21 protein-coding genes and 1 tRNA gene are annotated in these 22,801 nt (G+C 70.3%); 8 read left to right on the plus strand and 14 right to left on the minus strand.

Going from position 1 to position 22,801, the window contains the following annotated elements:
* Positions 1 to 12 precede the first annotated feature (12 nt).
* From IF46_RS0107750 to IF46_RS0107760, 3 genes are read right to left on the minus strand one after another with little or no spacing between them, the layout of a single operon-like run.
* Entirely contained in the window at positions 13 to 1,494 is a 1,482-nt protein-coding gene (locus IF46_RS0107750; RefSeq protein WP_030487598.1) for a PP2C family protein-serine/threonine phosphatase, read from the minus strand.
* Positions 1,491 to 1,976 carry an FHA domain-containing protein FhaB/FipA gene (locus IF46_RS0107755; protein WP_030487599.1) on the minus strand — a complete coding sequence of 162 codons (486 nt, stop codon included), beginning with the start codon at positions 1,974 to 1,976 and terminating at the stop codon, positions 1,491 to 1,493. Before IF46_RS0107755 ends, IF46_RS0107750 begins: the two co-directional genes overlap by 4 nt.
* 6 nt (positions 1,977 to 1,982) lie before the next feature.
* Complete coding sequence (locus tag IF46_RS0107760; RefSeq protein ID WP_007454122.1) at positions 1,983 to 2,771, minus strand: FhaA domain-containing protein; 789 nt, start codon at positions 2,769 to 2,771, stop codon at positions 1,983 to 1,985.
* Positions 2,772 to 2,978: 207 nt separating this feature from the next.
* Here IF46_RS0107760 and IF46_RS0107765 point away from each other — a divergent pair.
* The 3 genes from IF46_RS0107765 to IF46_RS0107775 all read left to right on the plus strand — a co-directional run bounded on the left by IF46_RS0107765 (position 2,979) and on the right by IF46_RS0107775 (position 5,047).
* A tRNA-Leu gene (locus tag IF46_RS0107765) sits at positions 2,979 to 3,064 on the plus strand.
* Positions 3,065 to 3,128: 64 nt separating this feature from the next.
* Positions 3,129 to 4,244: an NAD-dependent epimerase/dehydratase family protein gene (locus tag IF46_RS0107770; RefSeq protein ID WP_030487600.1), complete on the plus strand. Its 1,116-nt coding sequence runs from the start codon at positions 3,129 to 3,131 to the stop codon at positions 4,242 to 4,244.
* Positions 4,241 to 5,047, plus strand: coding sequence for a WecB/TagA/CpsF family glycosyltransferase (locus IF46_RS0107775; protein ID WP_030487601.1), 807 nt, complete (start codon positions 4,241 to 4,243; stop codon positions 5,045 to 5,047). Before IF46_RS0107770 ends, IF46_RS0107775 begins: the two co-directional genes overlap by 4 nt.
* Before the next feature lie 68 nt (positions 5,048 to 5,115).
* On the opposite strand, the gene IF46_RS0107780 is transcribed toward IF46_RS0107775, so the two are convergent.
* Positions 5,116 to 6,672, minus strand: coding sequence for a S8 family peptidase (locus IF46_RS0107780; protein WP_030487602.1), 1,557 nt, complete (start codon positions 6,670 to 6,672; stop codon positions 5,116 to 5,118).
* Positions 6,673 to 6,889: 217 nt separating this feature from the next.
* Here IF46_RS0107780 and IF46_RS0107785 point away from each other — a divergent pair, with 217 nt between their 5' ends.
* Positions 6,890 to 7,501, plus strand: coding sequence for a hypothetical protein (locus IF46_RS0107785; RefSeq protein WP_030487603.1), 612 nt, complete (start codon positions 6,890 to 6,892; stop codon positions 7,499 to 7,501).
* On the opposite strand, the gene IF46_RS0107790 is transcribed toward IF46_RS0107785, so the two are convergent.
* The 3 genes from IF46_RS0107790 to IF46_RS0107800 all read right to left on the minus strand — a co-directional run bounded on the left by IF46_RS0107790 (position 7,469) and on the right by IF46_RS0107800 (position 9,155).
* The gene (locus IF46_RS0107790; protein ID WP_030487604.1) at positions 7,469 to 7,867 is read right to left on the minus strand and encodes a hypothetical protein; all 399 of its coding nucleotides are present in this window, start codon (positions 7,865 to 7,867) and stop codon (positions 7,469 to 7,471) included. The two genes, IF46_RS0107785 and IF46_RS0107790, sit on opposite strands and share 33 nt — an antisense overlap.
* 215 nt (positions 7,868 to 8,082) lie before the next feature.
* On the minus strand, positions 8,083 to 8,304 hold the full coding sequence (locus tag IF46_RS0107795; protein WP_030487605.1) for a DUF397 domain-containing protein: 222 nt from the start codon (positions 8,302 to 8,304) through the stop codon (positions 8,083 to 8,085).
* The gene (locus IF46_RS0107800; protein WP_030487606.1) at positions 8,274 to 9,155 is read right to left on the minus strand and encodes a helix-turn-helix domain-containing protein; all 882 of its coding nucleotides are present in this window, start codon (positions 9,153 to 9,155) and stop codon (positions 8,274 to 8,276) included. The genes IF46_RS0107795 and IF46_RS0107800 overlap by 31 nt, the downstream gene beginning before the upstream one ends.
* Before the next feature lie 625 nt (positions 9,156 to 9,780).
* Between IF46_RS0107800 and IF46_RS0107805 the strand changes: the two genes are divergently transcribed.
* The gene (locus IF46_RS0107805; protein WP_030487607.1) at positions 9,781 to 10,065 is read left to right on the plus strand and encodes a hypothetical protein; all 285 of its coding nucleotides are present in this window, start codon (positions 9,781 to 9,783) and stop codon (positions 10,063 to 10,065) included.
* 98 nt (positions 10,066 to 10,163) lie between these two features.
* Complete coding sequence (locus tag IF46_RS0107810; protein WP_030487608.1) at positions 10,164 to 10,619, plus strand: hypothetical protein; 456 nt, start codon at positions 10,164 to 10,166, stop codon at positions 10,617 to 10,619.
* Positions 10,620 to 10,626: 7 nt separating this feature from the next.
* On the opposite strand, the gene IF46_RS0107815 is transcribed toward IF46_RS0107810, so the two are convergent.
* Positions 10,627 to 11,394: a PASTA domain-containing protein gene (locus IF46_RS0107815; protein WP_084597817.1), complete on the minus strand. Its 768-nt coding sequence runs from the start codon at positions 11,392 to 11,394 to the stop codon at positions 10,627 to 10,629.
* Positions 11,395 to 11,542: 148 nt separating this feature from the next.
* Positions 11,543 to 12,229 (minus strand): PASTA domain-containing protein, encoded by a 687-nt coding sequence (locus IF46_RS0107820; RefSeq protein ID WP_051723765.1) that lies wholly within the window; start codon positions 12,227 to 12,229, stop codon positions 11,543 to 11,545.
* Between the two features lie 119 nt (positions 12,230 to 12,348).
* Here IF46_RS0107820 and IF46_RS0107825 point away from each other — a divergent pair, with 119 nt between their 5' ends.
* On the plus strand, positions 12,349 to 13,725 hold the full coding sequence (locus IF46_RS0107825) for a hypothetical protein (protein WP_030487611.1): 1,377 nt from the start codon (positions 12,349 to 12,351) through the stop codon (positions 13,723 to 13,725).
* A gap of 227 nt (positions 13,726 to 13,952) precedes the next feature.
* On the opposite strand, the gene IF46_RS0107830 is transcribed toward IF46_RS0107825, so the two are convergent.
* Both IF46_RS0107830 and IF46_RS0107835 read right to left on the minus strand, forming a co-directional pair.
* Complete coding sequence (locus IF46_RS0107830) at positions 13,953 to 15,431, minus strand: glutamate--cysteine ligase (protein WP_030487612.1); 1,479 nt, start codon at positions 15,429 to 15,431, stop codon at positions 13,953 to 13,955.
* Between the two features lie 310 nt (positions 15,432 to 15,741).
* Positions 15,742 to 16,323 (minus strand): YceI family protein, encoded by a 582-nt coding sequence (locus tag IF46_RS0107835; RefSeq protein WP_030487613.1) that lies wholly within the window; start codon positions 16,321 to 16,323, stop codon positions 15,742 to 15,744.
* Between the two features lie 99 nt (positions 16,324 to 16,422).
* Between IF46_RS0107835 and IF46_RS0107840 the strand changes: the two genes are divergently transcribed.
* On the plus strand, positions 16,423 to 16,941 hold the full coding sequence (locus IF46_RS0107840) for a MarR family winged helix-turn-helix transcriptional regulator (RefSeq protein ID WP_030487614.1): 519 nt from the start codon (positions 16,423 to 16,425) through the stop codon (positions 16,939 to 16,941).
* Between the two features lie 223 nt (positions 16,942 to 17,164).
* Here IF46_RS0107840 and IF46_RS0107845 read toward each other — a convergent pair whose 3' ends face one another.
* The 3 genes from IF46_RS0107845 to IF46_RS0107855 form a co-directional block, all read right to left on the minus strand.
* Complete coding sequence (locus IF46_RS0107845) at positions 17,165 to 19,816, minus strand: ATP-binding protein (protein ID WP_030487615.1); 2,652 nt, start codon at positions 19,814 to 19,816, stop codon at positions 17,165 to 17,167.
* Between the two features lie 133 nt (positions 19,817 to 19,949).
* Positions 19,950 to 21,098 carry an acyl-CoA dehydrogenase family protein gene (locus IF46_RS0107850; protein WP_030487616.1) on the minus strand — a complete coding sequence of 383 codons (1,149 nt, stop codon included), beginning with the start codon at positions 21,096 to 21,098 and terminating at the stop codon, positions 19,950 to 19,952.
* A 78-nt stretch (positions 21,099 to 21,176) separates the two neighbouring features.
* On the minus strand, positions 21,177 to 22,709 hold the full coding sequence (locus IF46_RS0107855; RefSeq protein WP_030487617.1) for an acyl-CoA carboxylase subunit beta: 1,533 nt from the start codon (positions 22,707 to 22,709) through the stop codon (positions 21,177 to 21,179).
* Between the last annotated feature and the right edge of the window lie 92 nt (positions 22,710 to 22,801).

Below are 22,801 nucleotides of genomic sequence, written 5' to 3' on the forward strand. Positions count from 1 at the left end.
CTCAGCCGACGCTCACTCAGGAGACCGGCAGCCGGCCGGGTCGAGCGCCGGCGTGGCCGAGTCGGAGGGCGTGACGTCGGGTGTGGTGGTCGCGCCGGCCCCACCGAGAGCGGTGGTTGCGCCGACGGTCGGGCTTGCGCTGACAACCCCGTTGGGGGTCGGCGACACATTGGTGCTCGGGCTGCCGTTCGGGGTCGGCGTCGAACCGACTGGCGTCGGCGTCGGCGTGGGCGTCGGCGTGCTGCCCCCGGTGGCGGTCGTGTCGAGCGGGCAGAGCGGCTTCAGGTTGGGGTTGCTCGGCGTGTCACTGGTCAGCTCGGCGAGCTGACGCTCGGCGTCCGGCTCACTGTTGGCCCGAATGCCGACCTTGACGGTGTCCTGTGCGGCGACCGTGAGGTCTTCCAGGCGGGTGCCGCTGCGGCGGTGCACGCTGGAGAGATCCATCCCGGCGATCTGACCCTGGACACCACGGAAGACGGCAACCTGCCCCTCTTCGGTGGCGCCCACGTAGTACTGCCGCTGGGTGTACGTCCAGCCGCCGAAGGCACCACCACCGACGATCACCAGCAGGGCCAGCGCCATCGCGGCGGTCCGTACCGGGCGTCGCTTCGGCCGGTCGGCGTCGTCGTCGGAGGCCGCCGGCTCCTCCGGCACGGCCGGACGCGGCGCGGAGAGCGCCGAGGCTCGGGCGGCCGGAGTCGAGTCGTCGGCGGAGGTCGCCATTCCCCGGTCCCGGGCGGCGGCGCCGCCCACGATCGGAGTCGCCTCGACGATGTCCTGATCCGTGGCGTCGGCGATGATCACCGTGATGTTGTCCGGCCCACCGCCGCGCAGCGCGAGCTGCACCAGCCGCTCGACGCACTGCTGCGGGTCGGTGTACTCCCGCAGGCTCTCGCCGATGGTTTCGGCACTGACCACACCCGAGAGGCCGTCGCTACAGATCAGGTACCGGTCGCCGGGCATGACCTGGCGCACCGAGTATTCCGGGTCGATGTCCCGACCGTCGAGGGCACGGGTGAGCAGCGACCGCTGCGGGTGGCTACTCGCCTCCTCGGCGCTGATCCGGCCTTCGTCGACGAGCATCTGGACGTACGTGTCGTCCTTGGTGATCTGCGCGAACTCGCCGTTGCGCAGCAGATAGGCCCGCGAGTCGCCGATGTGGACCATCCCCAGCTTGCTGCCGGTGAAGAGGGTCGCCGTCAGCGTGGTGCCCATCCCCTCCAGCTGCGGGTTGGCGTCCACCGTGTCGCGGAGTTGTTGGTTGGCGGTGCCCACGGCCGAACGCAACGCATCGACGAGAGCATCCCCAGGGACGTCCTCGTCGAGCGGCGCCATGGCACCGATGACGATGTTGCTGGCGACGTCACCGGCGGCCATACCGCCCATGCCGTCGGCAACGGCGAGTAACCGCGGCCCGGCGTAGACGGAGTCTTGATTGCCGTCTCGGATCAGACCGCGGTCGCTGTGGGCCGCATAGCGCAGGGTCAGAGTCATGGCCGTAATTCGAGGGAAGTGCGGCCGATCCGGATCGGCACGCCGAGGGGGACGGGGGTTGGTCCGGAGACCTTAGCGCGATCGAGGTACGTCCCGTTAGTCGAGCCAAGGTCCTCGACGTACCACTGCCCCTCACGCGGCACGAGCCGGGCGTGTCGCGCGGAGGCGTAGTCGTCGGTGATGACCAGGGTGGAGTCCTCAGCCCGACCAATGGTGATCTGCGCTTCACCGAGAGTGATTTTGGTGCCGGCCAGCTGACCGGCTGTCACCACCAGCTGGTGCGCCGCTCTGCCCCGCTTCACCTTCGCCGGCTTGGCCGCCTGCCCCGTCGAGGCGCCCACCGCTCGTGGCGCGGCCACCAGGCGACCGGACCGGGCGCCCGCGAAGAGGTCGCGGCGGATCACACCGACCACCGTGAACACGAAGATCCACAGCAGGATCAGGAACCCGAATCGGGCAACGGTGATGACCAGCTCCGGCAAGGCGGGTCAGCCGTCCACGCGGAAGGTCAGCGTCGTCGTGCCGAGCTGGACCATGTCACCAGGGTTGAGCGCGACGGCGGAGACCCGCTGCCCGTTCACCATGGTGCCGTTGGTCGAGCCCAGATCGGTCAGCACGACCTGGCCCCCGTCGAAATCCAGCCGGGCGTGTCGCCGGGAGATGCCGACGTCGGGCAGACGCAGGTTGGCCTGGTCGCCGCGACCGATCACCGTCGACCCCATCTGAAGGGGGTAGGTGCGACCGTCGCCGGAGACCAGTCGCACGTTGCGACCACCACCGTGCCCGGGCGGCGGGCCGTAGCCACCGCCCTGGTCGTACGCGGGGTAGGCGGGCGGACCGGCGTCGTAGCCGGGTGCCGACACCGGAGCGACCTCGCCGCCGGTGTAGACCTCGGCCGTGACACGGAACATGCCCGTGTCCAGACCCTCGCCTCGCTCGATCTCGACGATCACGTCGCCGTAGACCGTCCACGCCTGCTCGCCGATAAACTCCGCCTGCGACTGGGCCAACTCCTGGGCCAGCGCAGCGGCGTACGGCGCCAGCCGACTGTGGTCGAACGGCGAGAGATCGATCACGTAGCGGTTGGGCACCAACGTGCGCCCACCGGCCAGGATCGCCTTGTGCGCCTCGGCCTCCCGCTGCATGGCGTTGAGGATCTCCACGGGGTGGACCACCCCTTTGAAGACCTTGGCGAAGGCCCCTTCGACCAGGCCTTCCAGACGCTTCTCGAAGCGTTGCAGCACGCTCACCGGCTCCTCCTCGGGTCCCGAGGACATGATGGTATCCGGCCGGCGCGCGCGCAGCTCACACGCCGCTCGGCCGCCTGCTCCCGACCCATTCGGAAGGGCCGGGACTGTCGTGCTAATCTTTCGACCGCCACGAACGGTAATCGCTCGTGGCGAGCGTCGGGAACAGCGTAGTATTCCCGGGGCCCGCTGGAGACAGCGGGGCCGGGGCAGCTAGAGTGTTCCGGGTTGTGCCACGGGGATGTGGCGGAATGGCAGACGCGCACGGTTCAGGTCCGTGTGCCCGAAAGGGCGTGGGGGTTCAACTCCCCCCATCCCCACCAACGACGAGGGCTCCGCTTGATGCGGGGCCCTTCCGTCATATCGGGGCGTGCCGGACGTCACGCTATGCTCCGATGGATTCTGCCTCCGATGGACCAGGAGTGGCGTGTGAGTGTCGCGTTGGTGACAGGGTCGGGTGGACTGATCGGCTCCGAGGCGGTCCGGCATTTCGCCGGCCTCGGTCTGGATGTCGTCGGCATCGACAACGACATGCGCCGGTACTTCTTCGGCGAGGACGGCTCCACATCATGGAGCCTGGAACGGCTCAGCCGTGACCTGGGTAACGCGTACACCCACTTCGCGGTGGACATCCGGGACCGGGACGGCCTGGAGCAGGTGTTCAAGAAGTACGGCCCGGACATCGCCGTGGTGATCCACAGCGCCGCGCAGCCGAGCCACGACTGGGCCGCCAAGGAGCCGTACACGGACTTCGACGTGAACGCCGGCGGCACGCTCAACATCCTGGAGAACACCCGCCGGCACGCGATCGACGCGCCGTTCATCCACTGCTCCACCAACAAGGTCTACGGCGACCGGCCCAACAGCCTGCCGCTGATCGAGCTGGAGACACGGTACGAGCTGCCCGAGGACCACCGCTGGTACCAGGGCATCACCGAAGAGATGTCGATCGACCACTCGCTGCACTCGGTCTTCGGCGCCTCCAAGGTCGCCGCGGACGTGATGGTCCAGGAGTACGGGCGCTACTTCGACATGAAGACCGCCTGCTTCCGGGGCGGCACGCTGACCGGCCCGGCGCACTCCGCGGCCGAGCTGCACGGGTTCCTGGCCTACCTGATGCGCTGCGTCATGGAGGGCCGCACATACAACCTGTTCGGCTACAAGGGCAAGATGGTCCGGGACGCGATCCACTCGCACGACGTGCTGACCGCGTTCGAGGCGTTCTTCCGGGCTCCGCGATCCGGGGAGGTCTACAACCTCGGCGGCGGGCGACACTCCAACACCTCCCACATCGAGGCGTTCCGGATCGCCGAGGAGATCACCGGCCGCGAGGCGCAGATCAACTACGTCGAGCAGAACCGCACCGGCGACCACCAGTGGTACGTCAGCAGCATGGCCCGGTTCGAGGCGCAATACCCGGACTGGAAGATCACCTACGACGTGCCGATGATCCTGCGGGAGATCTACGAGGCCAACGTAGACAAGTGGGCGGCCCAGCCATGAGCGCGCGGACCAAGCGCAACGTGCTCGGCGTACTTGTCGACGCCACCGACTACGACACGGCGACCGACGCGGTGGTGACGGCGGCGCACGAGCGTCGTCCGCTCGCACTGACCGCCCTGGCCGTGCACGGTGTGATGACCGGAGTGCTCGACCCTGCGCACAACGCGCGGCTCAACTCCTTCGACGTGGTCACGCCGGACGGGCAACCGGTGCGCTGGGCGCTCAACCTGCTGCACCACGCCGGGCTCACCGACCGGGTGTACGGGCCGACGCTGACCCTGCACGTGCTGTCGCGCTTCGCCGACGAAGGGCTACCGGTCTACCTGTACGGCTCGACCGAGGAGACCCTCGCCCGGCTCATCCCGGCCCTGGAGCGGATGTTCCCCGCGCTGAAGATCGCCGGGGCGGAGCCGTCCAAGTTCCGTGCCGTCCAGCCCGGCGAGGACGCCGAGATCGCCGACCGAATCCGGTCCAGCGGTGCCCGGCTGGTCCTGGTCGGGCTCGGCTGTCCGCGCCAGGAGGTCTTCGCGTACGCCATGCGGCCGCTCCTCGACATGCCGATGATGGCGGTCGGCGCGGCCTTCGACTACCACGCCGGGCTGCTGCGTCAGCCCCCGCCGTGGATGCAGCGCGCCGGCCTGGAGTGGTTCTGGCGCCTCGGCCTGGAGCCGAAGCGGCTCTGGCGTCGCTACGTCATCCTCAACCCGGCCTACCTGACCCGGCTCGCGGCGCAGAAGACCGGCCTGTGGAAGGCCCATCCGCCAGCTCCGGCCACCGAGCGACCGGCCACCTTCTCGGTCTGAACCCGATCCGTACGACACGAGGCCCCATCCGGCTTGCGCTGGGTGGGGCCTCGGTCGTGGACGACCGGTCAGACGGTCAGGGTCCAGGTGTTGATGTAGCCGGTGTCGGCCGAGTAGGTGTCTCGCACCTGGAGCCGCCAGATGCCGTCGGCGGCCTCACCAGACACGTTGACCGTGTACGTGGCGTTCACGTTGTCGGCGCTGTCCGAGGTGCTGCTGTTCTTCAGCCGGTACGAGCTGCCGTCCGGGGCGAGCAGGTCGATGACCAGGTCACCGCGGTACGTGTGGACGATGTTCACCGCCACGGTGGAGGCCGAGGAGGCGTTGCGACCACAGCCGGAGATGGTGATCGAGCTGGTCACCGCCGAGCCGGCGTCCGGGATCGACACGTCGGTGCCGTTGGTGCCGGTGCAGCCGGTGGGCGGCGGCGGGGTGGTGCCGGTCCCCACGTAGAGCAACAGGTTCGGCGAACCCGAGCCGGGGTTGCTCACCACGTTGGGGGTCGCGTTGGCCACCAGTTGGTTGCGAACCTGAGCCGGGGTCCAGGTCGGGTTGGCACTGGCCACCAGGGCCGCCGCCCCGACCACGTGCGGCGTGGCCATCGAGGTGCCGCTGATCGTGTTGGTCGCGGTGTTGCTCGTGTACCAGGCCGAGGTGATCGACGAGCCGGGCGCGAAGATGTCCAGGCAGGTGCCGATGTTGGAGAACGACGAGCGGGCATCCGAGCTGGTCGTCGAGCCCACCGTGATGGCCTCGGTGGTACGCGCCGGCGACGTGTTGCACGCGTTCGCGCCGTTGTCGTTGCCGGCCGCCAGGCCGTACGTGACGCCCGAGGCGATCGAGTTGCGAACGGCGTTGTCAAGTGAGGTGTTCGCGCCGCCGCCGAGGCTCATGTTCGCCACCGCCGGCTTGATCGCGTTCGCGGTGACCCAGTCGACGCCGCCGATCACACCGGCGTTGGTGCCACTGCCGGAGCAGTTCAGCACCCGCACGCCGACGAGTTGGACGGCCTTGGCCACCCCGTACGCGGACCCGCCGACGGTGCCGGCCACGTGCGTGCCGTGCCCGTTACAGTCGTCGGCCGACCCGCCGTCGACCGCGTCGAAGCCGGAGGTGGCCCGGCCGCCGAAGTCGTTGTGGGAGAACCGGATGCCGGTGTCGATGATGTAGGCGTGCACGTTGCTCGCCGTGTTCGGGTAGGTGTAGGAGCTGTCCAGCGGCAGGTTGCGCTGGTCGATCCGGTCCAGTCCCCAGGAGGGCGGGTTGGCCTGCGTACCGGAGATCGACACGGTGTGGTTCTGCTCGACGTACGCCACCGCCGGGTCGGCCGCGATCCGCGCCGCCGCAGCCGCGCTCACCTTGGCCTCGAAGCCACGCAGCGCCGCGCCGTAGGTGCGGGCCACCGTGCCACCGTGGCGGCCGGAGAGCCGCTTCGCGGTGTCGCCGACCCGGTCCCGGGCCACGGCGCTGTCCTTGAGTACGACGATGTAGCTGTCCGGCACGGCGGTGGCTCCGCCAGCGGCCCGAACCACCCCGACGGGTTCGGCGGCCAGGGCCGGGGTGCCGACGGCCAGGACGGTCGCCGTGGCCACCCCGATCAGTACGGACCTTCGTGGAAGACCCATCTCCTACCTCCCTCTGACCGGCGGTGGAACGTGACCACCGGTCGCAAAATCAATCGACCATTGCCGATCAAGCTGAGGGTAAGTCAGCCATCGGGCGGTTGAACATGTCGAAACGTCCATAACCTTCGAGTGATGACCCCCTACGGGCCCGGCGTCCGGGGCGAACGGGGGACAGGCCCGGATTCGCCTCGCCGGGATTCGGGAAAGACTCTCGAACATGGAGAGTCAGCTCACCATCCTGATCCCGGTCGCCGCCGTCTGGCTGGCCGCTGGCGTCGTTGCCGACGGCCTTCCCCTGCTGCGCAACACCCGCATGCTGCGCCGGCGTACCGGGTGGTTGCTGGTGCTGGCTATCACCGGCGTGGCGCTCACCGCGGCGGTGCTCGGCGGCGGGCTGCTCAGTGCCGGCACCGCGCCGATCGACCAGGCCGCCGCCGGGCTCACCCTGGCCGCCGGCCCGGCGCTCGTGGCGACGGTCTGCTCCGTACGACGGATTCGCCGGCTGCGGGCGGGTGCGGGCGCGTTCGTCAGTGCCCCTGCCACACCCGCGCCGCACGGGCTGCGCGCCGCCGCCGCCCACCCGCTCGTCGGGCTGCCATTTCAGGTGACCGCCCTGGCCACGGTGCCGGCGGTGATCGCGGCGGCCGGCGCCGACCTCGGCGCCGACCTCGGCGCCGACCCCGGCGTCACCGGGCCGGCGATCACCGTGGGCGCGCTCGGGGTGATCGCCATCGGGGTTCGGCACGCGCTGCGCCACAACCGCTTCGCCGAGCGGGCTCAGCCCGCCGCCGCACCGTCAACGCGGACGGCTGGCCCCCTGCACATATAGCAACTCCAGGATCGACCTGGTCGCCTCGAACCAGCGGTCCAGCCAATCCTGCGACGGCACGGTGCCCTTCGGTGGCAACTCCATCAGCAGACCACGCAGCAACGGGTGGTCCGCCAGGGATTCGGCGGGCTCCATCGGCCAGCCCGCCGGCGGGAACGACGGCTCGATCAGCGGGTTCGGGTCCAGCGAGGGCAGCGAGAGCGGAGGATCCGTCGTCTCGGAAGCTCCCTCCCGCCCGCTCAACTCCTGGTCGGTCGAGACCACCTCGGTCAGAACCGTGTCCCGACGAGCGCCGCGGTACTTGCCACCGAACCGCTCCGGCTTTACCGGACCGGTGGTGAGGTTGTCTGAACCGATCGTCGTCATCCGTCTCGCCTACTCGCTCGGTTGCGGGTCGGTGCGGCGGATCTTCGACCAGCGCCGTACCGACCGGTTCAACGAGACGAGGGGCATTGTGGCGACGGGATTCCCGACGGAACCTCGCCGACCACTGCCGCGACACGAACGCCTGCGGCACCCGTGGGGGACACGGCGAAGTCCCCGCCCGGCGAACCGGACGGGGACTTCACTGACCCACTCGGTCAGACTGCGCCGAACACACCACCTCGGGTGCCGGTGACGAAGGCGTCCCAGTCACCCGGTGCGAAGACCAGGGCTGGGCCCGACTTGTCCTTCGAGTCCCGGACGCCAACCGCCCCCGTCACGTACGCCACCTCCACGCAGTTGTCACAGTTCGGCCCGCTCTTCGAGCTCTTGAACCATGCTGCCTGCGTCAGGTCCACGGGGAACCCCTTGGTCGCCATTTCCACAACGGCTCCTCTGCCAGTTTTGCGATGTGTGCGACGGACTCCTCCGGACGTATGGCCGCAGCGCGGATGTGATCGAAGATGAAGCTGTACTTCTGTAGTTCGTCGCTCTTCTCGAGGAAAAGCCCACCCGTGGCGTTCTCCGCGTACACAACATCCGGATCACCGGGCTCAGGGAAGCTGAGGATCGTGAACGTGCCGTCCATGCCGGCGTGCGCACCCACCTCGAAGGGCAGGATCTGCAGCGTCACGTTCGGCAACTCGGCCACCTCGACCAACCGCTTGAGTTGGCCGCGCATCACCTCGTCCCCGCCCACCGGCCGACTTACCACCGCCTCATCGAGCACCACCCACAGATCGACCGGATCGTCCTGGGTCAATAACGACTGACGACCCAGACGGACACGCACTCTTTGGTGCACCTGATCGGCGGTGAAGTCCGGCCGCGCGGCGCGGATCATGGCACCGGCGTACTCCTCGGTCTCCAGAAGGCCCGGCACGACCTGCTGTTCGTACGCCCGGATCGAGCTCGCTGCCGCCTCCAGCCCGACGTAAGCGCCGACGAGCACCGTGCTGTACGGATGCCACCAGCCCTTTTGGCGGGCCTCCCTTGCGATCTGCACCAGCTCGTCGCTCTCGGCACCGACCACGCCGTAGATCCGCAGCATGTCCCGCACGTCGCGAGGGGTGGCCGTGGTGTGCCCGGTCTCGATGCGGGAGACCTTCGAGGCCGAGCACTCCAACTGTTCGGCGACGACCTCGATGGTGATGCCGGCGGACTCCCGCTGGCGGCGCAGCTCGGCCCCGAGGCGTCGCCGTCTGATGGTGGGGCTGCGCCGCTCACTCATCGCGAAACCCGTGAGTCACTGGTCCCCGCCACTGGCTGCTCGACCCCACTCGGGCTACCTCCGGTAACGCGCCACTGGGTGACACCCGCCGGGGGCGCGACCGTCGACCGGCGAGCGTTCGCGACGAAGGGGATGGTGCCGGTCCTCGGCCGGCCGCGACGGGCGAAACCTCCCTCAGTGTGCCGCCCACACGCGGATGGCTTCAATAGGCCGTTCGCGCGACACGCTCACGTATCGGCAAAAGTCGACGTGCAACTTGCATGAAGCACGTACCTGATGCACTCTGTCCGTATGGCTCGGATCACTCAGCGTCTCTGTTCGGTCCCTCGGAGTGGTGACCCCACCGACCCGGGGAAGCCGGGCACGACGCGGGCCCAGCCATCGACAACGAGACCTGCTCCGGGGTAAGGACCCCGCCGCTGCAAGCCGGCAAGCTGCGGCGGCGGGCGCGGTTCCCGGAAGCAACCGGGTGGTGGTCGGGTGGCGGCACGTCACCAGCGGAGTACGGCCCGACCACCACCATTCGCACCACCGGTTCACGAGGCACGACCCCGTCACCGGCCGAGACGTCCCCCGTTCAGGCACCGCCGGCGCGACCGCCGGCCGATCCTCCCCAGGAGCCCATGTGCTTCCCCGCACCGGTGACGTACTGCACGTGACTCGCGCGGCGAGTGTCCAGTTCCTCAGGCCGATCAAGTTCCGGGTGATCCGGGTGCTCGACTGGCCTACCTATGACGGCTGGCTCTGGCTCGACGGCTACGAGTTGAACGCCGCGGGCGACGCGGTCACCCGACGGTCGATCTTCGTCCAGCGGGCAGGTCTGCAACAGCTGCAGGCCGCTCCCGAACCCCGCCCGCACACCGTGCGGGCCCGCCGGCCGGTCGCGCGTACCCCGGTCCGGGTGGGCTGACCGACCCGATCCGCCGCCGGTGGGCGTGCCGTCACCATAGAATTGGTACGCCCACCCCGGCACCGTTCCACCCGCTCGTCCAGGACCCTGACCCTGGGATGGTCATGGTCAATCAGCCCGCCCTGCGGCGGCACCACCGCTCCCGTATCGCCTATGCCTTTGGATTCCTCGCCCTCCTCGCGGCGATGACGACACTCGTGGTGCTCGTCCGCGACCCGGCGATGTCGTCCACCCGGCTGACCGCACCGGTGCCCGCACCGGAGATCACCGTGCTCGACTCCGACCCGCCGACGAGCGACGGCGTCTCCGAGGAACCCGACTGGACCGACACCGACGGCCTGGGCGACAACGCCGCAGGTGCCGACCCGACGGGGCCGGCGTCCGGTCTCGGTGCCGGCGGCCAGTCCCATGGCCGTCAGGAACTCACCGAAGCAGCTCCGGCCGAGCACAGCGCCACGAACGTCCGCCGCTCCCTGTTCTGGTCCGGCATCTTCGGCCTCACCATCTCGCTGGCCGGCCTCGGCCTCGTCGGCACCCGCCGCCGGATGTGGTGACCAGCGGTCACGGCGTGCTGGTCACCGTGGGGCTCGGCGTGGTCGGGCTCGCCTCGGTCGAGGGCTGGGCCCGGGCGATGACCAACAGCACCTCGTCGTCGGTCGACACCGGCGCGCCTGCCCCCGGCTCGGTGCTCACCACGGTCCCCGGCGGCAGCTCAGACGTGCGGTATACCACCCGGTAGGCCAGGCCGAGCCGATCCAACAAGCCCTCAGCGGTGGCCTGCGGCAGACCGACGAGCGGCGGCACCGGCACCTCGGCGGGTGCGCTTGTGGTCGCCGGGCTGCTCGGCGTCTCGCTGCTGGGTGCCGCCGAGGTGGGGGCTGCGCTGGTCGGGGGAGCGCTAGGGGCACTTGTCGGTGGAAGCGACGGGGTGGAGCCGGGATCGTCCCGGTCGTCATCCTGCTTGGAGAGCACCAACCAGAGCGCGCCTCCGAGCAGACCGGCGAGCAACAGCGCGAGTACGCCCCAGAGGATCGGCAACCACCAACGCCGACCACCCTGTTCCTCGACGTACCACTCTCCGGCGGAGTCGGCCGGCTGGGGCGAACGCACCTCGGCCCGCCCGGACCACGGCGGTGGTATCGGCGTCGTCCGGTTGGCCGGCGGTATCGGCGCTGTCTGGTCGGCCGGCGGGCCCGGCTGGACCCCGGCGGAACGATCAATCGGCATGGTCTGGTCGGGCGATGCCTCGGGGCGAACCGGGACAGTCCGATCGATCGGTGCCGTCTCGTCCGGGTCCGTGGCGGGAGGCTCCTGGCGGTCGTCGCTCATCGCACGTCCTTTCCCGAACCGGGCGGGCGTCATGGCCCTCGACCGCCAACCTAGTCGCCCACACGGCCGTCGGTGGGGATCAGCGTGCCGAGCCGCGCCGACTGCCGGCACGGGCAGAGCCGCGGGTACGCGCCGAGAGGCCCGGAAGTCAGGGCGTGGGCTTGGTGGTCGGCTGGTCGACCGAACCCGCCCCACACCAGATGCTGACCTCGTCGTTCCACCGGGCAGGGCCATCCTCGGCCGGCTCCTGCCGCTTGACCTTCCCGTTGCGCCCGCTGGCGTAGCTCGGGTAGAGGCCCTCGTCGATCAAATCGTCGGCGGCGTCGGCGCAGCTCTTCCCGACCACATCCGGCACCTCGGCGGCTGGCGCCGGCCCGGCGACCTGTAGTTGCACAGTCGTCCCCCGGGCGACCTCGGTGCCCACGGCCGGTGCGGTGCTCTCGACCTCACGACCGACGCCGCCACCGAAAACCAACCGCCAACCCAACCGCTGCTTGCGTAGCAGGTCTCGGGCCTGCTCAAAGTCGACGCCGAGCACCGGCGGCACGGTCAGACCGCTCCCCTTGGTCGGGGTGGCCGAGGTCTGGACGGCCGATGGCGTCGGCCGTCCGCTGGTCGGGCGAGGGGCGGTGGCCCGACCGGTCGGCGTACCCGCCGTGGTCGCGACAGCCAACGGGTCACCAGCGGGTGCGTCTTCCTCCCCGGCCAGCATCCAGCCACCGGTCGCACCGATCGCAGCGAGCAGCACAGCGGCCAACCCGCCACCGAGCACGACGCTCGCCCGACCCGCACCGCCACCGGCGGCATTCTGCTGGCCCGTGTTCGTGTCCGTCATACCCACCGCCTCATCACCGGCGACCGTACCGCCCGCCGCCCAATTCGCCGCACCGGCGGTCCACACCGGCGGGTCGTTGCGACTCGCCGCGCCGACGACGGGACGTTACGCTGCCCGGCATGGCCAGACAGGGCTGGGGAGTGTCGATCGCGACGTCGATCGGAGTCGCTGCCGGAGCGGGCGCCGCACAACTGGGCTTCGGCTACGGGCTCGGCGTCATCACCTGGACACCCACCGATGCCGGGGCGACCGACACAGCCTGGGCGGACGGCCTCGCCTGGGCCACCTGGCTCGCCGCCAGCTCGACAGTGCTCGGCGCGGTCTGCGCGCAGCGACTCCACCAACGAAGCGCCCCGACGAAGGCCGAGCCGCAATCTCCTGACCTCACGACCGCGCCGGAGCACGAGACCCCGGGCGATGGGCGTCCAGCGGCCGTCGACGCCGCCCGCCCGGAGGTGCCCGCCCACGGCGGTCACGGCCTGCTGCGGCGGGTTTCCCTGGCGCTCGGCGCCGCACTCGGCGGGCTGGTCACAGTGTTGCTGATCGCCGTACCCGCGCGGGTCGCGACCGGCGCGGACACCGGCGCACCACAACGGACCGCCGCCGTCCAGGCCACGCTGGGCATCCTGATCGGCGTCCTCGTCGCGCTCTGGGCGCTTCGCTCCCGAGCCGCCGCGATCAACGTGACCGCGACGGCCGCCTGGCTCTGGCTGCTCGCGGTGGTCTCGGTGATTGACGGGGTACGCGTCGGACGAGGGCTGACCGGCGCGCAACTCGGCACCTGGCAGTTGGTACCGGACCACCCTCGGTACTGGATCGGCGACCAGCTCTACTGGCCTGGCGCGGTGCTGGCACTGGTGCCCGCGCTGCTGATCGGCGTACTGGCCGCGCGGCGGGTCGCCCGCTCGGGCGGGCACCTCGTCGGCGCGGCGGCCTCCGGTGCCGCCGGCCCGCTGCTCGTCGCGCTCGCCTACCTGACTACCCTGCCGCACTGGTCGACGTTGGGTCCTGCGCAGTTGTCCACCCAACTGATCGCCCCGTACGCGGTGATCGCCGGTATCGGCGGCTCGATGCTGGCCGCCCTCCTCGGCGAGCGAGCCGAGCGGAGTCACCCGGCCGAGCAGAGCCACCCGGCCCGGCGGAGTCGCTCGGCCCGGCGGAGTGCGGCCGCTGCGGACACGATGGCCACCCCGACCCCGGTCGCCGAAGCCGACTCCGCGCCATCGGTCCCCGACTCGACGACCGACTCCGGGCCATCGGTCCCCGGCTCGACGACCAGCTCCGCAGCACGGCGCAGGAGGGCCGACTCCGCACCGCAGACACCCAGGACTGGCCCGCTGCCCGGCGAGACGACCGCCGTACCACAGGTGCCCGCGCCACGGACGGACCCAGACCTCCCGATTCCGGCCCGCCCCACCGAACCGGCAGCGACGGAGAACCCGACCCCAGCCGCCCGACGCGCCCGCTCCCCCCGCCGCCCCACCACCACCGACTAACCCGTCACCCAGCCACACCCGCCCGACCCCGGCCCCGGAAGTAACGGGCAACACCGTTGCGCCAGGCGGAGCGGCTGCCCCTCTAACCGCACTGCCTCGTCGATCCGCCCCCACCCGCGCCGATCTGCACCTACCGTCCCGACGTAGGGGGCATTTCGCGCTTTTCGGCAACCGAACTGCAAGATCGGCGTGCGTGGCGCAGCGGTGTTGCGTGGCGCGGGTCGGGGTTAGGGGACTGGCCAGGTGTGGACGGGTTTGTTGGTGCGTTGGAGTTCTGCGTAGCGCTGCACCATGTGGTGTAGCGCGGCCGTTCGGTCCATGCCGTGGTGCCGTTCCGCCGCCCAGACCGTCTCGGTCTGCCAGACGGCACCGTTGCGGCCGGTACGGCAGCGCTGCTCGATGATGTCGAGCAGCCGGTCCCGCTGCGCCGGGGCGACACCGAACCCGTCCAGACCGGCAGCGGCGATCGGCAGCAGGTGCTCCAGGACCAGCTTGGTGACCGGCACATCGCCGAGCCCGGGCCAGTGCAGCACGGCGTCGAGGCCACGTCGGGCGGCGGCGTGGAAGTTCTCCTCGGCGGAGCTGAAGGTGAGCTGACTCCAGATCGGACGATCGGCTTCGGCCAGACCGCGTACCAGCCCGAAGTAGAGGGCCGCGTTGGCCAGCATGTCCACCACCGTCGGACCGGCCGGCAGCACCCGGTTCTCCACTCGCAGGTGCGGACGGCCGTTCATGATGTCGTAGACCGGACGGTTCCACCGGTAGACCGTGCCGTTGTGCAGCCGCAGCTCCCCGAGCTGCGGCACACCGCCTGCGTGCAGCACCTCCACCGGGTCCTCGTCCTCGCAGATCGGCAGCAGCGGCGGGAAGTACCGGACGTTCTCCTCGAACAGGTCGAAGATCGAGGTGATCCACCGTTCGCCGAACCACACCCGCGGCCGTACGCCCTGGGCCTTGAGTTCGTCCGGGCGGGTGTCGGTGGCCTGCTGGAACAGGGCGATCCGCGTTTCGGCCCACAACTGGCGGCCGTACAGGAAGGGGCTGTTCGCGCCGATCGCCACCTGCACCCCGGCGATGGCCTGGGACGCGTTCCAGTAGTCGGCGAAGCTGTCCGGCGCGACCTGGAGGTGGAACTGAAGGCTGGTGCAGGCGGCCTCGGGGGCGATCGAGTCGGTGTGCGTCCGCAACTGCTCGACGCCGCGAATGTCCAGCTCGATGTCCTCGCCCCGGGCGCCGACGATCTGGTCGTTGAGCACCCGGTAACGCTCGTTTGTGGAGAGGTTGTCCTCGACCAGGTGCCCCTCGGTGAGGGTGGGCAGGATGCCGACCAGGACGATCTTCGCGTCGGACCGGGCCGCGCGCTCGTCGGCCCGCGAGAGGCTGCCGCGCAGGTCGTGCTCGTAGTCGGCGAAGCCGGTGCCCTCGATCAGTCGAGGCTCGGCGTTGAGTTCCAGGTTGAACTGCCCCAACTCGGTCTGAAAGAGGGGGTCCGCGATGTCGGCGAGGATCTCCTCGTTGCGCATCGCCGGTTCGGCCGCCGAGTCGACCAGGTTCAGCTCGATCTCTAGACCGGTCATCGGCCGGTCTGCGTCGAACCCGAAGTCGTCGAGCATCAGGGCGAAGACGTCCAGGCATCGCCGCACCTTCTGCCGATATCGGACGCGATCATCCCGGGTGAAGGCGCCCTCTGAGACGTCCCTGCCCATGTGTCCTCCCGACGGCCGGCGCGGTCCGGATCCTGCCGTCCCGGAAGCGCTTTGTGAAGCATCCACGGTAAGAGCGCCCACCTGACCGAGGCCAGAGGCCGACGGCGATGATCCGATCTAGACCGGAGCGGACGCGCTCGTGGCGCCATCTGTACCCCGTCGTCGACCGGCTGGACCCGATGGCGGCGCGAACAACTCGTGACAATTACCACGAGCGAGACGACGCAGGGCCCGCGCCGGCGTACGGCGCGGGCCCTGCGTACCGGCTCACCGGGAGGATCCCCCCTGGCCCTCCGGCGATCCGAGCGGATCAGGCCTGACGGACGGCCTCGCCCTCGATCTCGATCTTGATCTTGCGGCTGACCAGCACGCCCCCGGTCTCCAGGGCGACGTTCCAGGTCAGACCGAACGCCTCACGGTCGATCTCGGTGCTCGCGGAGAAGCCGAAGATGTCCTGGCCGAACGGGCTGCGGCCGACACCCTCGAACTCCACCTCCAGCTCGACCGGCTGGGTGACGCCCTTGATGGTCAGGTCACCGGTGAGCACGAACTCGTTGCCGCTACGGGACTTGACCCCGGTGCTGCGGAACTCGAGCGTCGGGAACTGCTCGGCGTCCAGGAACTCGGGGCTGCGCAGGTGCGCGTCCCGGTCGGCCTGGGTGGTGTCGATGCTGGCGGCCTGGATGGTCGCGGCGACCGACGACTGCAGCGGGTCCTCGGCGACGGTGATGGTGGCGGTCGCGTCGCTGAACTCACCGCGAACCTTGCTCACCATCATGTGCCGGGCAACGAAGCCGACCCGCTTGTGCGCCACGTCCAGCGCGTAGGTGCCGGCCGCCGGGATGACAAGGCCGTCCCAGTCGCGGGTAACCGCATCGATGCTGCTGGTCATGCTGCTGTCCTCCAGAAGAATGTTTAGTAGCCCAACGACTGCTTGAGCAAATATAACCGCAACAACATTCCCCGTGTCAAGTACTGCTATGATGAACGGGTGACCAACGTCTTCGACGATCCCCGGATCACCGCCGTCGGCCTGCTCTTCGAGGCACACGCCGGGCTGTCCGCCCGGTTCGATGCCCAACTAGAGGAGCACGGCCTCTCCGCGGTCGAGTTCGAGGTCATCACCCGACTGGCCCGCTCGCCGGGCAACCAACTACGCATGACCGATCTCGCCGCGCAGACCTCCCTGTCGACAAGCGGAGTGACGCGCGTGGTGGACCGGATGGAACGTGACGGGTTGCTCATGCGACGGGCCTGCCCGAACGACCGTCGCAGCTCGTACGCGGTGGTCACCGCAGCCGGGCTACAACGCCTGAACGAGACGCTACCCGGGCATCTGCAGATGATCGAGCAGTGGTTCACTGGCCAGCTCGACCCTGAGGCGCTGACGGCCCTCCTCGACGGGTTACGCCGGGTTCGCGACGCCGCGCATCCGTGTGCCACCGCCGGCAGCGACGACGTCGACCCGGAGCAGGCCGCCACTGCCGACAACGCCGCCCGACAGCACTGAGGCACCGGCAGAAAGACCGGCAGAACTGACCTAGCCAAGCTGGATGATTCGGTCCAAGCAGACTTTCCGCCAGCGCGGCGGTGGCAGGCTTCCCGCACCGGGGATCACCGGGGGGTGACGGCGCGGGCGATCAGCGAGGGGTAGCACCAAGGGGGCTCTTCGCCCGCGCCACTCCCGTCCCCGATCATCCTCGACCAGGCCCCGGGCTCCTGCTCCGTCGCAGCTACTGGGCTGCCGGCCCGCCCCGGGCGGCGGTCAGCGCATAGAGCAGTCCCGACTCCTGCGGCAGCAGTCGAATGCCGCTCTCCAGACAGGCCCGGTCCAGTCGATCGAGTACCGCCGGGTCCGCGGTGCTCGCAGCCAGTCCCACCAGCGCCTCCACCACGTCGCGCCGATCCTGACCGGCATCGTCGGCGGCGGCGGCGAACCACTCGGCAGCCAACTCCCGGTCACCCCGGTGCAGCGCCAGATTCCCCTCGATCAGCGCACAGAGCCCGGCCTCCGGCCCGCCCCAGGCCAGCGCCGCGTCATCCGAGCGCGGTCGCGGCACGGTCGGCCGCATCGGCAGGACCTCTACTCGCCCGGCCCGTAACTCGGTAAGCACCTCGGTCGCCTCCGCGACACGCCCGTCCTGAGCAAGCGCCAACCCGACGGTCCCGAGCACCCGGCGGCGGCGCCCGGGGTCACCCAGCTCGGACAAGGCCGCGATCGCCCTCCGGCCACGATCGATGGCGTCCGCGTACCAGCCCTCCAGGCGGGCGACCTCGGCCCGATTGGCCCAGCCCAGCACCCGCAGTCGCGGCTCCCCACTCTCGCCGGCGAGTCGGTCCACCGCAGCGAGCCGGCGACGGGCCGCAGCCAGGTCGCCCGCGCGGATCTCGTGCCAGGCCAGGCTGTTCTGGGCCACCGCCAGGTCTCGGGTCCGACCGTTGCGGGCGGCCAACCGCAGCAGCGCCTCGGCCTGCTCGCGAGCCTCGTCCTGCCGCCCGACGGAGATCAACAGGGTGCCGAGGACGTTGCGTGCCTCCAACTCCCCGGTGACATCGCCGGCCTGCCGGAAGATGTCCAACGCCGCACGTGCCGTCGACAACTCCTCGGCACCCGCGCCGTGCTCGGCCGCGAGCCGGGCCACCCCGAGGGCGGCCCAGCCACGCAGAAGTGGATCGGCCTCGGCGGTTCGCGGGTCGGCCAGCAGTCGCCGCAGCCACTGCCGCCCGGCGACATCGCGCCCTCGGAACCGCCACCAGCGGGTCAGGCAGGCTGCCAACCGCAGCGCGGTCAACGGGTCGTCGGTGGCCGCGTGGGCCAGCGAAGAGCTGATGTCGCTGCTCATCTCGTCCAGCCGATGCACCGCATCCGGCAATCGGGGGCCGACCAGGTCGCTCGCGGTGCGTGCCACCAGGCGCGCGATGACCTCCGCATGCCGACGCCGGATCCAGTTCAGCTCACCCCCACCGGCCGCCTGCTCGACGGCGTAGTCACGGACCGCGTCCAGCAGCCGGAACCGGAACGACCCGGTGCCGCGTACGCTCAGCAGCCCCAACTCGACGAACCGATCGAGCAGCGGAACCGGATCGATCGCCACCGTGCCGTCCCGGTCGGCCTCGGCAGCGAGCATCTCCTCGGCCAACTCCACCGACCAGCGGTTGCCGAAGACGGCGAGTTGCCGCAGCGCGGCCCGCTCGTCCGGTGCCAGCAGGCGGTAGCTGAACGCCACCGCGTCCCGCAGGGTGACCGCGACCGCCGCCCGAGTGTCGGATCGGCTGGCCCGGCGGGTGAGCGCCTCCGATGCGTCCCAGCCCGGGTGGGCGGACGCGTCGGCAGGAGTGGCGAGGTCGAGCACCCGGTCGCCGTACCGTTCGAGCAGTTCGGTGAGGTCGAGGAGTCGACCTCGGGCGGCCATCAGCTCGATGGCCAACGGCAGCCCTCCCAACCGGCGCACCAACGCGGCGAGCGCCGGCAGCTCGGCGGGGGTGGGCGGCTCCCGGCGGACCTGGGCGAGCCGGGCGGTGAAGAGCGCGACCGCCGGCCACGATCCCAATGTCGAGGGTCCGGAGTGTTCGGCGTCCGGTGGTGGCACGTCGAGTGGCGCGACCGGCCAGACCCGCTCACCGGGTAACCCGACCGGGTGCCGCCCAGTGACCAGCACCCGCAGCGAGGGCAGGGCGCCGATGAGCCGGTGCAGGGTCGCGGCCACCGGGCCCGGGGAGCGCTCCACCGCGTCCATCACCAGCAACGCCGGCCGCCCGGCTAGCAGGGCCACGAGTTCGGACAACCGCGCCACGCCGAGTACGGACATCGAGGCGGCGAGCACGTCCGGCCCGTCGGCACCCTCGCCGACCAGCACCCCGGCCACACCGGCCGGATGGGCGGAGGCCACCAGGTGCGCCACCGACGTCGCCAGGGCGGTCTTGCCGACGCCGGCCAGCCCGACGAGGCTCACCAACCGGGGCCCACGCTCCGCGGTCAGCATCTCGGCCAGCTCGGTGAGGTCGCGCTCCCGACCGATCAGCGCGACCGGTGGCGGGAGTGCGACCGGCGGGTCGGCGGGAGCGGCCGTCGACGTGGTGGTGCCGCTGACCGCGAACGTCGTCGAGGCGTCCGGCGGAGCCGATTCGGCACCACGAGCCGCAGCCAGGAACGCCGCCCGGCTGGTGCCGCTCAGCGCCAACGCCGCAGCGAGCAACTCGACAGTGGTGCGCTGTGGCCGCATCGACCGGCCGCGCTCCAGGTCACGCACCGTCCGCACACCCACCCCGGCCCGGGACGCCAGCTCGGCCTGGGTCAGGCCGGCGGCGCGTCGATGCCCGCGAAGCAGCTCCGGCAGGGTGGTACGACCAGCCGGGCTCCGCGACCGGTCATGATCCGGAGTCATGGGCAGGAAGAGTACGGATCGACTACGACCATCGGCAGTCGAACGTCGGGCTATTGACGCCCGCTCGCCGAAACCCGACAGCCGTCCGGACAACCCGCTCGGAACGACCGGTTGATCAGTGCGACAGAACCACTCAGAGGCCCAGATCCCGGGCGATGATCATGCGCTGCACCTCGCTGGTGCCCTCACCGATTTCGAGGATCTTGGAGTCCCGCCAGAACCGGGCGACCGGATACTCGTTCATGAAGCCGTACCCACCGTGGATCTGGGTGGCCTCCCGGGCGTTGTCCACCGCGATCGTGCTCGCGTGCAGTTTGGCGATGGCGGCCTGCCGCTTGAACGGCTCGCCGGCCAGCATCCGCGCCGCGGCGTCGTAGTAGGCCAGCCGGGCGGTGTGCGCCTTCAGCTCCATGTCCGCGATCTTGAACTGGATGGCCTGGTTGGCGCCGATCGGCTGACCGAAGGCGTGCCGCTCCTTCGCGTACTTGATCGACTCATCGACGCAGCCCTGCGCGAGGCCGACGGCCAGCGCGGCGATGGCGATCCGGCCCTCGTCGAGGATCCGCAGGAACTGCGCGAAGCCCCGGCCCCGCGCGCCGAGCAGGTTGGCGGCCGGCACCCGACAGTCGTCGAAGGTCAGCTCGTGGGTGTCCGAGGCGGTCCACCCCACCTTGGAGTAGCCAGGCGCGACGGCGAACCCGGGCGTGCCGGTCGGCACGATGATCGTCGACAACTCCTTGGAGCCGTCCGGGTTGGTGCCGGTCACGGCGGTGACCGTGACCATGGCGGTGATGTCGGTCCCCGAGTTGGTGATGAACGCCTTCGACCCGTTGATCACCCACTCGTCGCCGTCCAGCACCGCCCGCGTCTGGGTGCCGGCGGCGTCCGAACCGGTGCCCGGCTCGGTGAGACCGAACCCGGCCAGCGCCTCGCCGCTGAGCAGCCGGGGCAGCCAGGTCGCCTTCTGCTCCTCGGTGCCGAACCGGTAGATCGGCATCGCACCCAGCGAAACCGCCGCCTCAAGCGTGATGGCCACGCTGGAGTCGACCCGGGCCAACTCCTCCAGGGCCAGGCAGAGCGCGAAGTAGTCGCCGCCCATGCCGCCGTGCTCCTCGCCGAAGGGCAGGCCGAACAGGCCCATCTTGCCCATCTGCCGGATCACCTCGTACGGGAAGGTGTGCTGCTCGTAGTGCTCGGCGATGACCGGGGCGACCACCTCGCGGGCGAATTCCCGCACGCTCTCGCGCAGCGCCGCTTGTTCGTCGGTGAGCCGGAAGTCCATCTCATCCTCCTGTGTGGACGGTCCGCCCCGGTGCTCGTGACGCCGGGGCGGGTCGCTGTGCGTGCCCGGGAACGACGGTCAGACCGGGGTGACGCCGTGTCGACGGCGGGAGAAGTGCCGATCCTTCGTACGCGCCGCCGCGAAGCGACGAACCAACTCGGTGCGCAGGTCGTGGGGCTCGACGATGGCGTCCACCACCAGCTCGCTGGCGAGCCGGACGACGTCGATGTCCTGCTCGTACTCGGCTCGCTTGGCGGCGACGAAGGCGGCCCGCTCGTCCTCGTCCGCAATGGCGGCGATCTTGTTGGCATAGACCGCGTTCACGGCGGCCTCGGCGCCCATCACCGCGATCTTCGCGGTCGGCAGCGCGATCGTGGCGTCCGGCTCGAAGCCGGGACCGGCCATGGCGTAGAGGCCGGCACCGTACGCCTTGCGGACCACCACGCAGATCTTCGGCACGGTCGCCTCGGAGATCGCGGTGATCATCTTGGCGCCGTGCCGAATGATGCCCTGCTTCTCCACCGCACTGCCCACCATGAAGCCGGGCACGTCGCTGAGGAACAGCAGCGGCACGTTGAACGCGTCGCAGAGCTGCACGAACCGGGTGGCCTTGTCGGCCGAGTCGACGAAGAGCACGCCGCCCTTGAACATCGAGTTGTTGCCGATTACGCCGACGACCTGCCCGTCGAGACGGCCGAAGCCGATGGTCAACTCCTTGGCCCAGAGCGCCTGGATCTCGAAGAACGAACCCTCGTCGAGCAGGCCCTTGACGTACCGCCGCATGTCGAACGCCTGCCGTTCGCTGGCCGGCACCAGCGCGGCCAGGTCGACCTTCGCGGACGCGGCGACCGCCGGCGCGGTCGGCGGCGCTTGCGTCCAGTTCGCCGGCAGGTACGACAGGTAGGTCTTCACGACGTCGAGCGCGTCGGCTTCGGTCTTGCAGAGGAAGTGCCCCACGCCGGATTCGGCGGTGTGCACCTTGGCCCCGCCCATCGCCTCCAGGGTGGTCTTCTCGCCGGTGACCATCTCGACCATCCGGTCGGAGCCCAGATACATGCTCGCGTTGCCGTCGACCAGGGCCACCACGTCGCAGAACGCCGGGATGTACGCCCCACCGGCGGCGCTCGGACCGAACAGCGCGCAGACCTGCGGGATCGAGCCCGAGGCGCGGACCTGGTTCCAGAAGATCTTGCCGGCACCACGACGGCCGGGGAAGAGATCGACCTGGTCGGTGATCCGGGCACCGGCCGAGTCGACCAGGTAGACCATCGGAACCCCGGCGCCGTACGCCCGCTCGATGATCCTGATGATCTTCTCGACGGTGCGGGCACCCCAACTGCCGGCCTTGACGGTGGAGTCGTTGGCCATCAGGCAGACCTGTCGGCCGTCGATCGTGGCGGTCCCGGTGACGACGCCGTCGGCGGGCAGCCCGTCGGCGAGCGCGTTGGCGTAGAGGCCGTCCTCGACGAACGAGCCCTCGTCGACCAGGAGCGTGACCCGTTCACGTGCGAAGAGCTTGCCCTTGGCCGCGTTGGCCGCGTGATATTTGTCCGCGCCGCCGGACCGGGCCCGCTTGCGCAGCTGCTCCAGTGCCTCACCGTCGAGCGTCACGCCGACTCCTCCGCCATACTGACCTGAACGATCGTTAGGCTAGCGCATCGACACGACTGTCGGCGACCTACGAGCGAACCAGACAGTTGAGT

Origin of the sequence: Micromonospora chokoriensis, assembly GCF_000718555.1 — a bacterium.
Classification (GTDB): Bacteria; Actinomycetota; Actinomycetes; order Mycobacteriales; family Micromonosporaceae; genus Micromonospora; species Micromonospora chokoriensis_B.

What these genes read in the sequence shown, in the direction of transcription:
- IF46_RS0107750 (WP_030487598.1), bottom strand. Translation starts at nt 1,494, where the DNA reads ATGACTCTGACCCTGCGCTATGCGGCCCACAGCGACCGCGGTCTGATC.
- IF46_RS0107760 (WP_007454122.1), bottom strand. Translation starts at nt 2,771, where the DNA reads ATGTCCTCGGGACCCGAGGAGGAGCCGGTGAGCGTGCTGCAACGCTTC.
- IF46_RS0107770 (WP_030487600.1), top strand. Translation starts at nt 3,129, where the DNA reads ATGCTCCGATGGATTCTGCCTCCGATGGACCAGGAGTGGCGTGTGAGT.
- IF46_RS0107775 (WP_030487601.1), top strand. Translation starts at nt 4,241, where the DNA reads ATGAGCGCGCGGACCAAGCGCAACGTGCTCGGCGTACTTGTCGACGCC.
- IF46_RS0107780 (WP_030487602.1), bottom strand. Translation starts at nt 6,672, where the DNA reads ATGGGTCTTCCACGAAGGTCCGTACTGATCGGGGTGGCCACGGCGACC.
- IF46_RS0107785 (WP_030487603.1), top strand. Translation starts at nt 6,890, where the DNA reads ATGGAGAGTCAGCTCACCATCCTGATCCCGGTCGCCGCCGTCTGGCTG.
- IF46_RS0107790 (WP_030487604.1), bottom strand. Translation starts at nt 7,867, where the DNA reads ATGACGACGATCGGTTCAGACAACCTCACCACCGGTCCGGTAAAGCCG.
- IF46_RS0107795 (WP_030487605.1), bottom strand. Translation starts at nt 8,304, where the DNA reads ATGGCGACCAAGGGGTTCCCCGTGGACCTGACGCAGGCAGCATGGTTC.
- IF46_RS0107800 (WP_030487606.1), bottom strand. Translation starts at nt 9,155, where the DNA reads ATGAGTGAGCGGCGCAGCCCCACCATCAGACGGCGACGCCTCGGGGCC.
- IF46_RS0107810 (WP_030487608.1), top strand. Translation starts at nt 10,164, where the DNA reads ATGGTCATGGTCAATCAGCCCGCCCTGCGGCGGCACCACCGCTCCCGT.
- IF46_RS0107815 (WP_084597817.1), bottom strand. Translation starts at nt 11,394, where the DNA reads ATGAGCGACGACCGCCAGGAGCCTCCCGCCACGGACCCGGACGAGACG.
- IF46_RS0107820 (WP_051723765.1), bottom strand. Translation starts at nt 12,229, where the DNA reads ATGACGGACACGAACACGGGCCAGCAGAATGCCGCCGGTGGCGGTGCG.
- IF46_RS0107825 (WP_030487611.1), top strand. Translation starts at nt 12,349, where the DNA reads ATGGCCAGACAGGGCTGGGGAGTGTCGATCGCGACGTCGATCGGAGTC.
- IF46_RS0107830 (WP_030487612.1), bottom strand. Translation starts at nt 15,431, where the DNA reads ATGGGCAGGGACGTCTCAGAGGGCGCCTTCACCCGGGATGATCGCGTC.
- IF46_RS0107835 (WP_030487613.1), bottom strand. Translation starts at nt 16,323, where the DNA reads ATGACCAGCAGCATCGATGCGGTTACCCGCGACTGGGACGGCCTTGTC.
- IF46_RS0107845 (WP_030487615.1), bottom strand. Translation starts at nt 19,816, where the DNA reads ATGACTCCGGATCATGACCGGTCGCGGAGCCCGGCTGGTCGTACCACC.
- IF46_RS0107850 (WP_030487616.1), bottom strand. Translation starts at nt 21,098, where the DNA reads ATGGACTTCCGGCTCACCGACGAACAAGCGGCGCTGCGCGAGAGCGTG.